This is a genomic window from Stutzerimonas stutzeri (assembly GCF_018138085.1).
Classification (GTDB): domain Bacteria; phylum Pseudomonadota; class Gammaproteobacteria; order Pseudomonadales; family Pseudomonadaceae; genus Stutzerimonas; species Stutzerimonas stutzeri_AI.
Genome location: NZ_CP073105.1, coordinates 3,074,549 through 3,088,514 on the forward strand (window position 1 = coordinate 3,074,549; position 13,966 = coordinate 3,088,514).

16 protein-coding genes are annotated in these 13,966 nt (G+C 63.7%); 6 read left to right on the plus strand and 10 right to left on the minus strand.

Features of this window, described 5'->3' with window-relative positions; all coding sequences use genetic code 11:
- Positions 1 to 170 precede the first annotated feature (170 nt).
- The 5 genes from ltaE to rnd all read right to left on the minus strand — a co-directional run bounded on the left by ltaE (position 171) and on the right by rnd (position 4,485).
- On the minus strand, positions 171 to 1,175 hold the full coding sequence (ltaE, locus tag KCX70_RS14080) for a low-specificity L-threonine aldolase (RefSeq protein WP_212617924.1): 1,005 nt from the start codon (positions 1,173 to 1,175) through the stop codon (positions 171 to 173).
- A 56-nt stretch (positions 1,176 to 1,231) separates the two neighbouring features.
- Positions 1,232 to 2,458, minus strand: coding sequence for a hypothetical protein (locus KCX70_RS14085; protein WP_212617925.1), 1,227 nt, complete (start codon positions 2,456 to 2,458; stop codon positions 1,232 to 1,234).
- Positions 2,459 to 2,510: 52 nt separating this feature from the next.
- On the minus strand, positions 2,511 to 2,960 hold the full coding sequence (locus tag KCX70_RS14090; RefSeq protein WP_102852136.1) for a YcgN family cysteine cluster protein: 450 nt from the start codon (positions 2,958 to 2,960) through the stop codon (positions 2,511 to 2,513).
- A gap of 110 nt (positions 2,961 to 3,070) precedes the next feature.
- Positions 3,071 to 3,364 (minus strand): YcgL domain-containing protein, encoded by a 294-nt coding sequence (locus KCX70_RS14095; RefSeq protein ID WP_021208465.1) that lies wholly within the window; start codon positions 3,362 to 3,364, stop codon positions 3,071 to 3,073.
- Positions 3,361 to 4,485: a ribonuclease D gene (gene rnd, locus KCX70_RS14100; RefSeq protein ID WP_212617926.1), complete on the minus strand. Its 1,125-nt coding sequence runs from the start codon at positions 4,483 to 4,485 to the stop codon at positions 3,361 to 3,363. Before rnd ends, KCX70_RS14095 begins: the two co-directional genes overlap by 4 nt.
- A gap of 149 nt (positions 4,486 to 4,634) precedes the next feature.
- Here rnd and KCX70_RS14105 point away from each other — a divergent pair, with 149 nt between their 5' ends.
- Both KCX70_RS14105 and KCX70_RS14110 read left to right on the plus strand, forming a co-directional pair.
- Positions 4,635 to 5,483 (plus strand): sulfurtransferase, encoded by an 849-nt coding sequence (locus KCX70_RS14105; protein ID WP_212617927.1) that lies wholly within the window; start codon positions 4,635 to 4,637, stop codon positions 5,481 to 5,483.
- 176 nt (positions 5,484 to 5,659) lie between these two features.
- Positions 5,660 to 6,913 carry an OmpP1/FadL family transporter gene (locus KCX70_RS14110; RefSeq protein WP_212617928.1) on the plus strand — a complete coding sequence of 418 codons (1,254 nt, stop codon included), beginning with the start codon at positions 5,660 to 5,662 and terminating at the stop codon, positions 6,911 to 6,913.
- Between the two features lie 38 nt (positions 6,914 to 6,951).
- Here the strand turns inward: KCX70_RS14110 and KCX70_RS14115 are convergent, their stop codons facing one another.
- On the minus strand, positions 6,952 to 7,500 hold the full coding sequence (locus KCX70_RS14115; RefSeq protein WP_212617929.1) for a glutathione peroxidase: 549 nt from the start codon (positions 7,498 to 7,500) through the stop codon (positions 6,952 to 6,954).
- Positions 7,501 to 7,740: 240 nt separating this feature from the next.
- Between KCX70_RS14115 and KCX70_RS14120 the strand changes: the two genes are divergently transcribed.
- Genes KCX70_RS14120 through modC form a run of 4 tightly spaced genes read left to right on the plus strand, consistent with a single transcriptional unit; the run spans position 7,741 to position 11,082 of the window.
- A complete protein-coding gene (locus KCX70_RS14120; protein ID WP_212617930.1) occupies positions 7,741 to 8,553 on the plus strand; it encodes a TOBE domain-containing protein in 813 nt (270 codons plus the stop codon).
- An 8-nt stretch (positions 8,554 to 8,561) separates the two neighbouring features.
- A complete protein-coding gene (modA, locus tag KCX70_RS14125; protein WP_102852141.1) occupies positions 8,562 to 9,314 on the plus strand; it encodes a molybdate ABC transporter substrate-binding protein in 753 nt (250 codons plus the stop codon).
- Positions 9,314 to 9,994, plus strand: a complete 681-nt coding sequence (modB, locus tag KCX70_RS14130) for a molybdate ABC transporter permease subunit (RefSeq protein ID WP_212620348.1) — start codon at positions 9,314 to 9,316, stop codon at positions 9,992 to 9,994. Before modA ends, modB begins: the two co-directional genes overlap by 1 nt.
- Positions 9,991 to 11,082 (plus strand): molybdenum ABC transporter ATP-binding protein, encoded by a 1,092-nt coding sequence (gene modC, locus KCX70_RS14135; protein WP_212617931.1) that lies wholly within the window; start codon positions 9,991 to 9,993, stop codon positions 11,080 to 11,082. The genes modB and modC overlap by 4 nt, the downstream gene beginning before the upstream one ends.
- A gap of 6 nt (positions 11,083 to 11,088) precedes the next feature.
- Here the strand turns inward: modC and KCX70_RS14140 are convergent, their stop codons facing one another.
- From KCX70_RS14140 to cobU, 4 genes are read right to left on the minus strand one after another with little or no spacing between them, the layout of a single operon-like run.
- Positions 11,089 to 11,820 (minus strand): adenosylcobinamide-GDP ribazoletransferase, encoded by a 732-nt coding sequence (locus tag KCX70_RS14140; RefSeq protein WP_212617932.1) that lies wholly within the window; start codon positions 11,818 to 11,820, stop codon positions 11,089 to 11,091.
- Positions 11,805 to 12,398, minus strand: coding sequence for an alpha-ribazole phosphatase family protein (gene cobC, locus KCX70_RS14145; RefSeq protein WP_212617933.1), 594 nt, complete (start codon positions 12,396 to 12,398; stop codon positions 11,805 to 11,807). Before cobC ends, KCX70_RS14140 begins: the two co-directional genes overlap by 16 nt.
- Entirely contained in the window at positions 12,382 to 13,446 is a 1,065-nt protein-coding gene (cobT, locus tag KCX70_RS14150; protein ID WP_212617934.1) for a nicotinate-nucleotide--dimethylbenzimidazole phosphoribosyltransferase, read from the minus strand. The genes cobC and cobT overlap by 17 nt, the downstream gene beginning before the upstream one ends.
- Positions 13,443 to 13,964 carry a bifunctional adenosylcobinamide kinase/adenosylcobinamide-phosphate guanylyltransferase gene (gene cobU, locus KCX70_RS14155; protein WP_212617935.1) on the minus strand — a complete coding sequence of 174 codons (522 nt, stop codon included), beginning with the start codon at positions 13,962 to 13,964 and terminating at the stop codon, positions 13,443 to 13,445. Before cobU ends, cobT begins: the two co-directional genes overlap by 4 nt.
- Positions 13,965 to 13,966: the final 2 nt, after the last annotated feature.

The following is a 13,966-nucleotide window of genomic DNA, read 5'->3' on the forward strand; positions in this document are numbered from 1 at the left end:
TCCAGAAGACAGCGGCCGAGCGGCTGCAAAGCGGCACGGCAGGACGCACCGGGCGCCGGTTCGCAGCTATCCAAACGGATAGCCGGCAAAGGGCCGCATTATATCGGCCCTGCGCCGCGCGCATAGTGGATAAATAAGATTGAATCAAGCTATTCGACAGCGATTCGAACCTATGTCCTGGCGAAGGCCGCGAAGCGCTCCAGGATCGGCTCGACATGCTCGGGCAGCACGTCCAGATGGGTCACGATTCTCAACCGTGGCGCGGCGGTGAGCAGAATACCGCGCTCGGCGCAGAACGCCTTCAGCGAGGCCGCGCGGTCACCGATCTGCACGTAGACCATGTTCGTCTGCACGGGCTCGACCACATACCCCAGCGCCTCCAGCCCTTCAGCGATCGCACGGGCGCGTTGGTGATCTTCCGCCAACCGCGCCACGTGGTGTTCCAGCGCGTATAGCCCGGCCGCCGCCAGCACGCCGGCCTGGCGCATGCCACCGCCGACCATCTTGCGCAGCCGCCGCGCTCGATCGATGAATGACGAGTCACCGCAAAGGACCGACCCAACGGGCGCACCCAGCCCTTTGGACAGACATACCGATACCGAATCGAAGTGACGGCCGATGGCCTCTGCGCTACACCCCAGCTTCACCGCGGCATTGAACAGGCGCGCACCGTCGAGATGCAGCGCCAGGCCGCGCTCACGGGTGAACGCCCGGGCCCTCGCCAGGTAGTCGAGCGGCAGGACCTTTCCCTGCATGGTGTTTTCCAGCGCCAGCAAGCGTGTGCGGGCGAAATGGAAGTCGTCCGGCTTGATCGCTGCGGCAACGCGCTCCAGATCGAGCGAGCCGTCAGCCTCCATTTCTACCGGCTGCGGTTGGATCGAGCCCAATATGGCACCGCCACCGCCTTCGTACTTGTAGATGTGCGCCAGCTGGCCAGCGATGTATTCGTCGCCGCGCGCGCAATGCGCCATCAGCGCCAGCAGATTGCTCATGGTGCCGCTGGGCACGAACAATCCGGCCTGCAATCCCAGCCGTGCAGCCACCGCCTGCTCCAGCTGGCGGACCGTCGGGTCTTCACCGTAGACATCGTCACCGGTAGGCGCACTCAGCATCGCGTCGCGCATGCCGGCGGTGGGCTGGGTGACCGTATCGCTACGAAGGTCGATGAGCGTCATGAAGACTCCTTGCTTGGGGCGGCTTACGCAACGCGCATCGGCGCCAATAACGGCATCTAGCGCAGCAGGCGGGTATCCAGCACTTTCGACCCACCGCCCAGCAAGGTCTCGCTGATGTCGATGAAGTCTTTCGTTGTCACCTTGTCCAGGCGCATCAGGCCGCGCGCCACGTCATCCAGCGAATGACGACTCTTGCTGCGCTGGCGGATCTCACGGTCGAGTTCCTGCAGCAACAGCACCGCCCTGGCCGTGACGGGCCCGCTGGAATGCTCTGTGCGCAGGCTGTCGACCTTGCGGCTCCATTTGGTCAGATGCTCGCGAACCCGTTGATAGCGATCCTCGCTCATGCCGCCGGCACGACGCATGAGCTCGATGGCGTAGTACTCGGCCAAGCCTTCGCTGATCCAGTCGCTGCGATCGGCGTCGCTGATTCGGCTGAACACATGAACCAATTCATGGACCAGCGAGCTGGTGCCATTCTCGCTGACCAAAGGACGGTCGGCATGCATGAAGAACGAGTTCGGGCCGGACAGGCCGCCTCGCCACATTGGATCGCCCGCACCGACAACCAGCAGCTTCTTGGGGTCGCGCGGAAACACGTTCTGCACTTCAGGCCAGACAAAGGTCAGTAACGTGAGAATGTCCATTCGCCGCAGCCCTTCGCCTACCGGCCCTGCGACGGTCACATCCGTCTCGCCCAGCTTGGCCCGACGGCTGCCAAGACTGCCGGCCAGAATCCAGCCGGTCGGACGATCGAAGAGGCGTTCGGGGTTATCGATGCGAAAGCGGTTCTTACCGATACGTGGCCAGCCCGTCTCGACCCCTTTCCAGCCCGCCGGTAGCTCGACGCTGAGTCGCGAAACCAGCTTGACGCCATCGTGCTGGTCCAGACGACCGCTGGGCACCAGATCGTCGCCACGAAGCAAAGCCCATTGATCCGTCATGCGGGCATCGAAACGGCCGCTCTTGCGTTGATGACTGACCTTCACCTTGTAGCTCAGCCGGGCTTTGCCCGCAGCCGGCCGCCAGATACCGCGCCCCCCCTGCTCCTGCCAAGCGCCTTCTGCGTCCGTTTGGAAGTCGCTGTACAGGCCCTCATCGCCCAGATTGAAGTCCAGATAGCGGACGGCGCTGCCGTCCTCGAGCAGCAGTTCGACTTCGGCGAGATCCCGCTCGGGCACGAATCTGATTACGAAATCCAGATCGACTCGCTTGGCAGCCTGGACGGGCGCGACGAACAGCAGCAACAGAACGGCAAGCAGCGGTAACTGACGGAGGGACATCGAGCGGCTCCAGATGGGCTTCAGTGCTAAGACGACAGGGCCAAAGGTTGATTCAACCGGCCCGGAAAATCAGATGGTCTTCCCAGTCTTCATCGGGAACGCTTCCCTCGGCGAGCATCCGGCCGGACTGCGAAATGCGTTCGGCATGCACCGCATCCGGATCACCGCAGACCAGATGGTGCCAGAGGGGCAAGTCCCGGCCTTCGGCCACGAGTCGATAGGCACAGGTACTCGGCAGCCATTTGAACTGCGCGGCGTCGGCCGGGGTGAGCTGAACGCAGTCGGGCACGCTCGCCTTGCGGTTCGGATAGTCGCTGCAACGGCAGCTGTGCAGATCGAGCAGCTTGCAGGCGATACGGGTGTAATAGACGCTGCCGTCCTCTTCGTCCTCGAGTTTTTGCAGGCAGCACAACCCGCAGCCATCGCAGAGCGACTCCCACTCGGCTGAGTCCAACTCGGCGAGGGACTTGCGTTTCCAGAAGGGTTCGACTTTTGCCGCCATGAAAAGGGTATCTCGAGAAAATGGCGAGTCTAGCCATTGCCATGCGAGCGGCCAAGCACGGCGGCACTCTACATGGCGTGGCGGGCTCTCAGGCGACCAATGTCGCCGACTCAGACCGGGTCGTTGCGCCGCAGCAACTCTTCGGGCAGATGCTCGATATAGTCGTCCTCTGGGGGCGGCATCTGCAGGTGATAGCCCTGTTTCTCCAGATTGTCGAGCACGACCGCGATGTCCTCGCGCGCCAACTTGCGCTCGGGCGTGAGGACCATGTCGAAGGCATGCACCGGGGGGCCGAAGACGGCGAGCAACGCTTCGGGCACACGCGCCAACGCCTCGCTCCGCTCGACGTACAGATACATCTCGTTCTTGCGCGGGCTTCTATAGATGGAGCAGATGCGTTTCATGATTTCGCTTCCAGAACCTGTAGCAGGGCTTGCCCCATTCGTTCGCGGCGCCAACCGCGCAGCGAGTCGGGCAGCGTATAAGGGCCATCGGGGTAACCACTTTTAAGCAGGGCTTCCAGCACCTTCTTGCGCACCATCAGTTCCGGTGCGATGTCCAGCGCCTGCGCCTCGCGCTGACCGACCGCACGCAGCTTCTTCAACAGTCCCGACGCTTCGAGCGGCAAGGGCTCCGGCAGCGGTTCAGGCCACTCCTGCTCAGGCGTGGAAGCCGCGCTACGGATCAGCTCCAGCAAGGTTTCGCCATCCTGCCGCACGGTACGGGGATGCATGTCGTCGATGCGCGCCAAACCGACCAGGTCGGTCGGCTGGGTGCGTGCCAGCGGCCATAGACTGTGTTCGCGCAATACCCGATTACGGGGCTGATTGCGTGCTCTGGCCTCGCGCTCGCGCCAAGCTGTCAGAGCGCGCAACACGGCCAGCTGCCGTGGCTTCAATCGCCAGGCCTGCTTGACCTCCCGATAGGCCTCGTCGGGATCGGTTTCACGCTGGAGATTCGCGACCAGCTCGGCACCATCCTCCAGTACCCAGGCGCGTTTTTCGTCGGACAGCTTCGGCAGCAGCGCCGCGTAGAGCTCGGCCAGATGCTGAGCATCCTCGGCCGCGTAGCGCTCCTGCATGTCACTCAGCGGACGCTGGAGCCAGTCAGAACGCGTTTCCCCCTTGGGCAGCTCGATGTTCAAGACGGCTTGCACCAGACGCGAATAGCCCATCGAAAAACCGATATTCAGGTAACCGGCGGCGAGCTGGGTATCGAACAAGGGCACCGGCAGACTGCCGGTCAGGCGCCAGAGCACCTCCAGATCCTCGCTACAGGCATGCAGAACCTTCACCACCTTCTGGTCTTCCAGCAAGCCGGCGAATCCACTCCAGTCGGTGATCAGCAATGGGTCGATCAGATAGGCGCAACGACCGTCACCGACCTGCAACAGGGCGGCGATCGGGTAGAAGGTGTCGACCCGCATGAACTCCGTGTCCACCGCCACGTATGGCAACTGGCGCCACTCGGCACAAAGGCGGGCCAGATGCGCATCATCCAGCACCCATTGAGTTTCGATGGCCACTAGGCCCTCCTTGTTGTTCGGCGGTACGACCGGCGTGCGGGCGAATAGGCGCGCAGTATATATCGCGCCTCGCCATTCGCAGCGCATTCATCGGCAGCGTCAACGACGCGTGATACCGTTGCGGCATCCAATCCGAACGGAGCCTTGCCATGGCGCTTGCTCAATTGATCGATACCACTCGACTAAACGCGCAACTCGCGCACCCGAACCTGTGCATCATCGACTGCCGATTCGCCCTCGATGCCCCCCAGTACGGAAAGCGCAGCTATGAGCAGGCACACATCCCCGGGGCGGTCTATCTGGACCTGGAAGCGGATTTGTCAGGACCGGTCATCCCCGGCCAGACCGGCCGGCATCCATTGCCGCAGCCAGAACAGCTGGTCCAGCGCCTGCGCGCCGCAGGCCTGAACAACGATAGCGAAGTGGTGCTTTACGATGACGGTCCCGGCGCCTTCGCGGCCAGGGCCTGGTGGTTGCTGGCCTGGCTCGGCAAACGCAGCGGGGTGTACCTGCTGGACGGCGGCCTCAAGGCCTGGTGTGCCGCCGGGGGCCCCATGAGCAGCGAACCGGCGGTCGTCGCGCCCGGGACCTTCGAAGGCACGCCAGACAACAGCCTGTTGATCGATGCACGACAGCTACTGGCGGACCTGCAACAGCCCGGCCTGACGCTGCTCGATGCCCGCGCCCTGCCCCGTTTCCTTGGCGAGCAGGAGCCCATCGATCCGGTTGCCGGCCACATCCCCGGCGCCCAGTGCGTGCCCTTCAACGGCAACCTGGGCGAAGACGGCCGCTTCCTTTCTCCGCAAGCCCTTGAAGAACGTTTCAGGCCGCTCGTTGCGACCGCCTCAACCGAACGGCTGGTGGCCTACTGCGGGTCCGGCGTGACCGCCTGCCACAATCTTTTCGCACTTTGCCTGGCAGGCCATCCGCTGGCGGAACTGTACGCCGGCTCGTGGAGCGAATGGATCACCGATCCCCAGCGACCCGTAGAGCGATGACGGATCCGCACGAACCTGTCCATACGGTCACAAAATGCCTAATCGGTTTTTTGCTGAATTTCAGCAAGCTTTCGCCGCCGATCGTCGTCCTTTTACGAAAAACTGCACTCTTCTCGTTGCAGCGAATCGAACATTGTTGATAGGGTCCGAGCCGCTTTTTCCCCTGGAGTACAACAATGAAAACAACATGGTTGAAGACCGCGATCGCGGTAGCCGTAGGTGCGCTTTCCACTCAGGCCATGGCTGCCGGCTTCGCACTGAACGAACAAAGCATCAGCGGTATGGGCACCTCCTTCGCAGGCCGCTCCTCTTCTGCCGATGATGCTTCGACCGTTTTCGGCAACCCTGCAGGCATGTCGCGCCTGACGCGTGAGCAAGTCACCTTCGGCGTCGCCGCCATCAATGCCAAGACTGACATCAAGGACGCCAGCGGTGCGCCAGGCAGCAACGACGGCGACATGGTGCCTGCGATCGGCGTCCCGATGGGCTATTGGGTTAAACCGCTGGACGAGAAAGTCACCTTCGGCCTCGGCGTCTATGCGCCCTTCGGTCTGGTGACCGACTATGAGAGTGGCTTCCAGGGTCGCTACGAAGGCGACTACAGCGAGGTGCGCGTGGTCACCATCCAGCCAACCGTGAGCTACCGTTTCAATGACCAGCTGACCGTTGGCCTGGGCGCCACGATCAACCGCATCGACGGCCAGCTGGAAAGCGCCGTGCCGTCACGCGTCGGCGCACCCGACAGCCGCGTCAAGATCAAAGGCGACGATGTTGCAGCTGGCTTCAACATCGGTGTGCTGTATGAGTTCAGCCCGTCCACTCGCATGGGCCTGACCTACCACTCAAAAGTCGAGTACGAGCTGGAAGGCGATACGAAGATCAGCGGCAACGACCCGGTTTACGGCGCGATCGGTGCCTATGGCAAATATGACGCCAGCCTTGACCTGACCACACCGGAAATGGCTGACCTGTCGATCACCCACGAACTGAACGACCAGTGGACTCTCTATGCCGGGGCCAGCTACACCCGCTGGAGCCGTCTGGAGTCGATCGTCGTACAGAACGAGGGCGTGACCCCAGGCCCGGCTTCGGCCAACTTCGGCACCATCTCCGAAGAGCAGGACTGGCATGACACCTGGTCCTACGCATTGGGCGCGGCCTACAAGCTGAACAAGGAATGGACCCTGCGCACCGGTGTGGCCATGGATCAGAGCCCGACCAATAACGTCCACCGTTCGCCGCGCATCCCGACCGGCGACCGCACGGCTGTGAGCTTTGGCGTGGCCTGGAACCCCTCGGACGACGTCACGGTCGATCTCGCCTACTCCTACCTCTGGGAAGAAGACGCCAAGATTCGCCAGGACAGCTACAACGCCACCTACGAAAACAGCGCGCATGGCTTCGGCGCTGGCTTGACCTACCGCTTCTGATGCACCCCGCCCCGACCGTTCGGTCGGGGCACCCTACCCTACTGACCCAAGGCTTTCTGCACGGCCTCTAGCAACTCGGGATCGTCAGGCTTCACCTTGCTGGAAAAATAATCGACTACCTGGCCGTTACGATCGACTACGTACTTGTAGAAATTCCAGCGCGGCGCCCCGCCTGCCTGCTCGGCCAGTTCCCTGAACAACGGCGTCGCATCGCTACCGCGGACGGGCTGCGTCTGGGTCATGGGAAAGGTGACGCCATAATCCACATAGCAAACCTTAGCCGTCTCGGCTTCATCATCCGACTCCTGGAAGAAATCATCTGACGGCACGCCGAGCACGACCAGCCCCTCGTCCTTGTAGCGCTGATAGAGAGCCTCCAACCCCTTGAATTGCGGTGCGAAGCCGCAAAAGCTCGCCGTGTTGACCACCACCAGCGCCTTGCCCTTGAAGGCTTCGCACAGGTCGATGGTGTCTTTCGAGCGCAGCTTTGGCAGCTCATGCTGCAGCAGCGCTGGACACTCTTGCGCATGCACCGGACCGGTCAGCGTGGCGAGCACCAGCGAGGCGGCAATCAGATAACGCTTCATATGAATGCTCCGAGAGAGGTTGGAGCCACGCTACTCCCGAGCCGGCAAACCGGCAACGTCGGATCGCTGATGAAGTAGAGGACTGGTTTTTTGCCGAGCTTGGGACAGCTGCCGACTCGCTGACCAGGCGGTGACCTTCGCGGTCAAGACCGCTCCCACTGGTGAGCACCGAAGCGGTTTTCGCTATATACAAAACTATACAGCGCTTGCAGAATGGCCTTCCCGATCTGGAGCTAGATCATGAGCGATCCAAATCCCCTCGGCCCGCTGCACATCGACGGCCAACTCTGGTTCAACCGTGGCGAGAAAGGCTATCTCGGTGGCAAGCGCATCGAACTGCTGGAGCAGATCGATGCGACCGGCTCCATCAGCCGAGCGGCCAAGGCCATCGGCTTGAGCTACAAGGCCGCGTGGGATGCCCTGGATGCGATGAACAACCTGTCGGAGCGCCCCTTGGTGGTACGCGCCGCTGGCGGTGCCAAGGGCGGCGGTACGCAGCTGACGGATTTCGGCCGCGAGATGCTCCATGTCTGGCGCCGTATGCAGCATGAATACGAACGCTTTCTTGCCCAGGTGGCGCAGGGCATCGACGGGTTCGACGACTTCGACAAGTTACTCCGGGCCATTGCCATGAAAACCAGCGCACGCAATCAATTCCGCGGCCGAATCGCGCAGGTCACCAGGGGCGCAGTCAATGGCAGCGTCAGCCTCGATATCGGTGAGGGCGTAACGATCACCGCCACGCTGACCAACGACGCCATCGACGAACTGCAACTGGCGCCCGGCAGCACCGCCATGGCGCTGATCAAGGCCAGCTTCGTGCTGCTGTCGCCCGATCCAACCGTGAAGATCAGCGCGCGCAATCGGCTGAGCGGCACCATCAGCAGCCTGACACCCGGTGCGGTGAATTGTGAGGTCAAGCTGCTGCTACCGGGCAACCGCACCCTGGGCGCCATCATCACCAACGAAAGCGCCGAGGAGCTGGGATTGACGCTTGGAATGCCTTGCACGGCGCTGATCAAAGCGTCGCACGTCATCATCGCTGTGGACTGAGGAGAATTATGAATACCCTTCGCATGATTGCCACGCTGCTGACCGCCGCACTGCTCCCCCTTGCCGGCGATGCGGCCGAAGTGCAGGTTGCCGTCGCCTCGAACTTCACCAAACCGATGCAGGACATTGCCGAACGCTTCGAGCGGGACACCGGGCACAAGGCGGCGCTCGCGTTTGGCTCGACGGGCAAGCTGTACGCACAGATCCGCAACGGCGCGCCGTTCGACGTGCTGCTGGCGGCGGACGACGCGGTGCCGGCCAAACTGGAGCGTGAAGGCCTGGGCGTGAGCGGCAGCCGCTTTCCGTACGCCATCGGCACCCTGGTGCTGTGGTCGGCCCGCCCGGGTTATGTCGAGGATCAGAACGCCCTCGCCAACCAGCCATATCGACACCTTGCCGTCGCCAACCCGAAAACGGCCCCCTACGGCGCGGCGGCCATGGCGACACTGGAAAAGCTCGGCCTGACCGAGTCGGCCCGGGGTCGACTGGTCCAGGGTGAAAACATCGCCCAGACGCATCAGTTCGTGGCCAGCGGTAATGCCGAACTCGGCTTCGTCGCGCTTTCCCAGGTAGTGGAAAACGGTGCAATAGGCCAGGGCTCGGGCTGGATAGTCCCGTCGACCTACCATCCACCTATCCGACAGGACGCCCTTTTGTTGCTCCAGGGTCGCGACAACCCAGCCGCGCAGGCGCTGCTCGACTACCTCAAGAGTGACAAGGCAGGCGAGGTAATCAAAGCGTACGGCTACAGCCTGAAATGATGCCGTTGGACGATATCGGCCTGGCTGCGGTTGTGCTCACGCTCAAGCTCGCAGGCGTCACGACGTTGCTGTTGCTGCTGATCGGCACCCCCATAGCCTGGTGGCTGGCGCGGACGCGCTCTCGGCTCAAGGGGCCGATCAGCGCAGTGGTGGCGTTACCGCTGGTGCTGCCGCCCACCGTGCTGGGCTTTTACCTGCTGGTCGCCATGGGCCCCAACGGACCGATTGGCCAACTCACCCAGAGTCTGGGGTTGGGCACGCTGCCGTTCACCTTCGCCGGGCTCGTCGTGGCTTCGGTGTTCTATTCCATGCCGTTCGTGGTGCAGCCGTTGCACAACGCCTTCGAAGCCATCGGTGAAGCGCCGCTGGAAGCCGCTGCGACATTGCGAGCCGGCCCACTGGACACCTTCTTCACGGTCGTATTGCCTCTTGCAAGACCTGGCTTCGTCACGGCCAGCATCCTGGGCTTTGCCCATACCGTTGGAGAATTCGGCGTGGTGCTGATGATCGGCGGCAACATCCCGGAGAAAACGCGTGTGCTGTCGGTGCAAATCTACGACCACGTCGAGGCCATGGAATACGCACAGGCACACTGGCTGGCCGGAGGCATGCTGGTGTTCTCCTTCGTAGTGCTGCTGGCGCTGTATGGAAGCCGATCTTCGCAGGGGTTACGCAGATGAGCGACAAACCAGGCGGCATTCATGCACAACTTCGAATGTCGCATCCCGGCTTTCAGCTGGACGTGGAATTGACGCTGCCCGGCCGCGGTATCTCTGCCCTTTTCGGCCCTTCCGGCTCAGGAAAAACCAGCTGCCTGCGTAGCCTGGCAGGCCTGGAACACAAAACCGCAGGGCGGGTTGAAGTCAACGGCGAATGCTGGCAGGACTCGGCTAGCGGCCGCTTCGTACCGCCACATCGACGCCCGATCGGCTATGTATTCCAGGACGCCAACCTGTTCGCTCATCTGTCGGTGAAGGGCAACCTGGAATACGGCATGAAGCGTGTCGCGCAGGGTCGGCGCCGTGTGGTCTGGGGGCAGGCGATCGAACTGCTCGGCATCGGCCATTTGCTCGGGCGCAGCCCCGACCGGCTGTCCGGCGGAGAGCGACAACGGGCAGCGATCGCCCGCGCCTTGCTGACCAGCCCCGAACTGTTATTGCTGGACGAGCCACTGGCGGCCCTGGACTTCAAGCGCAAGCAGGAGATTCTGCCCTACCTGGAGCGCCTGCATGGCGAACTGGACATCCCGGTCATTTATGTCAGCCACGCGGCGGATGAAGTGGCGCGGCTAGCCGATTATCTGGTGCTGCTCGACGAAGGGCGGGTGGTCGCTCAGGGGCGTTTACAGGAAACCTTGGCGCGCCTCGATCTGCCCACCGCATTCGGTGAAGATGCCGGCGTGGTGATCGACTCGGTGATTGCCGGACATGATCCGAGTTACCACCTGACGCGCCTGGCGTTCCCCGGCGGTGAAGTCCTGGTGGCCAGGCGTGACGAAGCGATCGGCCGGCCGCTACGCTTTCGGGTGCATGCGCGCGACGTCAGCCTGGCGCTGGAAAAAGCCGAGGGTACCAGCATCAGCAACCTGCTGCCCGCGTGCGTCGAGCAAGTCGTGGCGGCGGACACACCGGCCCATGTACTGGTGCGATTGAATGCCCAGGGCACGCCACTGCTGGCACGCATTACGCGCCGTTCGGCCGATCAGCTGGCCGTGCAGCCGGGCAAAATCCTGTGGGCGCAGATCAAGGCCGTCGCTCTGCTCGGCTAGGACGATTCAAAGTCCGAGCGCCAATACAACCAGCACAGCGCACTCCACCAGCTCCAGCAGTGCACCCGCGGTATCACCGGTGGTACCGCCGATGCGTCGACACATCGCCCGTCGCGACAACCAGCCGACGCCGACGGTCGCAGCGAGTGCCAGCCAGCCGCTCGAGCCCAAGGCCAGGCAGACAAGGACGACACCGCCGAGCACGATACGACTCGTATTGCGTGGCATCTGCTCGGCCAACACCTGACCGAGCCCGCCCGGCCGAACGTATGGCGTCGTCAGAAACAGGCCCAGCAAGGCACTGCGGCCAAGCAGGGGAGCCAGCAACAGCGCCAATCGCTGATCGGCGGCCAGCAGTGTCCAGAGCGCGACGAACTTGAGCAACAGCAGCAGTACCAGTACCACCACGGCGATCGGACCGCTGCGCGGATCCTTCATGATCGTCAGGGTGCGCTCACGGTCGCCGAAGCCGCCGAGCCAGGCATCGGCACTGTCGGCGAGGCCATCCAGGTGCAACCCGCCGGTCAACGCGACCCAGCCCGTCAGCAGCAGTGCCGCCAGCAACGGTGCCGAGGCGTTTTCCAAGACGGTGCCTAGGAGCCAGAGCATCGCTCCCAGCAACAGGCCCACCAATGGGTAATACAGCAGCGAACGGCCTACCGCCTGCGGCTCGGGCATGCGGTCAAGGCGCACCGGCAGGCTGGTCAGAAATTGCAGCGCGATCAGGAACGGCTGCATGCTTCCTCCATCCAGAGCGTGGCGTCGCGGAAGCCGACCTTCAAGCCGAACAAGTCGCCATGCCGCACCTCGACCTGCAGCAGCCGCTCGCGTGGCAATCCGCGCGCCTCGGCCAGCAGCAACCGCATCACTCCGCCGTGAGTCACCAGCAACACCCGCTCGCCTGCACAACGGTCGGTGAGACGCTCGAGAGCGGTCAGGACGCGCGCTTCGAACGCCACCAGCGGCTCGCCTCCCGGCGGCGTGAAACCATAGGGATCGTTCCAGAACCGGCCCAGCTCGACGCTCTGATCGACCATCAGCTCGGCTGCCGTTCGCCCTTCCCAGTCGCCGAAGTCCAGCTCGCGAAAGCCGGGCTCTATTTCCAGTTCGAGCTTCTGACGCTCGGCCAGCTCGCGCGCGAACCGTGCACAGCGAACGAGTGGCGAGCTGACGATTCGCTGCCATGGACCGCCGTTCGAGACGGCCTGGCGTAGTTGCTGCCAACCCGTAGTGGTCAGCTCATCATCGAGACGACCACGAAAGCCGCCGCCCGCGACGGTCTCGCCGTGACGCAACAGATCAAGCCGCAGGTTCATGGTCACGCCCGCTGACCGCCGCCTCGGCAAAAGTCGCCATGCCGCCGTGCAGCTCGCAGGCCAGCCGCAGCAGCGGCACCGCCAGCGCTGCGCCGCTGCCCTCTCCCAGCCGCAGACCAAGGTCGAGCAAGGGCTGCGCGTCGAGCGCATCGAGCACGGCCAGATGTCCAGGCTCGGCCGAGCGATGGGCGAACAGCAGCCAATCCCGGCAGGCGGGGTTCAGCCGTACCGCGCACAACGCGGCGACACTGCAAATGAAGCCATCCACCAACGCCACAATGCCGTGTTGGGCGCAGGTCAGATAGGCACCCGTGAGCGCCGCAAGCTCGAAGCCGCCCACGCGCTGCATCCACTCCAGCGCGCCATGATCGCCGGCATGCAATGCCAGCGCGCGTTCGATCACCTCGCGCTTGCGCGCCACGCCGGCCTCGTCCAGACCCGTTCCAGGACCCGCGAGCCGGCGAGGTTCGCAGGCCAGCAACGCGCAGGCCAGCGTCGCGGCCGTGGTCGTGTTGCCGATGCCCATCTCGCCACCGATGAACAGGGCGGACTGCTCGTCGTGCGCACGCAACACACTGTCGCACCCAGCCCGCATGGCCTGCTGGCAGGTATCGGCGCTCATCGCCGGGCCTTCGGCGAAATTCGCGGTACCCGCGCCTAACGCCAGATGCCGCACACCGGACAACGGTCCGATCGGTATCGCCGTGCCAAGATCGACCACTTCAAGCCTGGCGCCCAACTGACGGGCCAGCACGCTTATTGCCGCGCCGCCGTTGACGAAGTTGCCCAGCATTTGTCCGGTTACCGACTGTGGAAACGCGGAGACACCTTCTGCGACGACACCATGATCGCCGGCAAAAACCGTGATCCAGACCGGATCCACGCTCGGCCGCGCCTGGCCACGCAGGGCCGCCAGATGCGGGACCAACGCGTCAAGGCGCCCCAATGCGCCGCCCGGCTTGGTCAACTGAGCGTCGCGCTCGGATGCAGCCAGGCGCGCCGGTTCATCCAGCGCGCGGCAAGGCTCCAACCACCACTGTTCGATCAAAGCGGTTCTCCCTTCAACGTCATCGGCAAGCCCGCCACGGTAAACACCACGCGCCCGCAACGCTCGGCCAGGGCCTGATGCAGCCAGCCCGCCTCGTCGACATAACGCCGGCTCAGCTCACCCAGCGGAACCACGCCCAGCCCGGTTTCGTTGCTGACCAGCAGTACCCTGCCTGGCAACGCAGCCACGCAGTCGAGCAGCGCATCCCGCTCGGCAGCCAGGCGCGTCGTATCGTCCAGCATCAACAGGTTGGTCAACCACAGGGTCAGGCAGTCCACCAGCAGGCAGCGCTCAGGGCTGGCGTGTTCACGCAGCACCGCGGCCAGGGCCAGCGGCTCCTCGACCAGCGTCCAGCCAGCCGGCCGACGCGCCCGGTGCTGCGCGATACGAGCGCTCATTTCACCGTCCAGCGGCTGGCTGGTGGCGATGTAGGTGACCGGCAGGCCGCTTTCGCCTGCCAGCCGCTCGGCCAGTCGGCTCTTGCCGGAGCGGGCGCCGCCGAGAATCAGTTCGATCATGC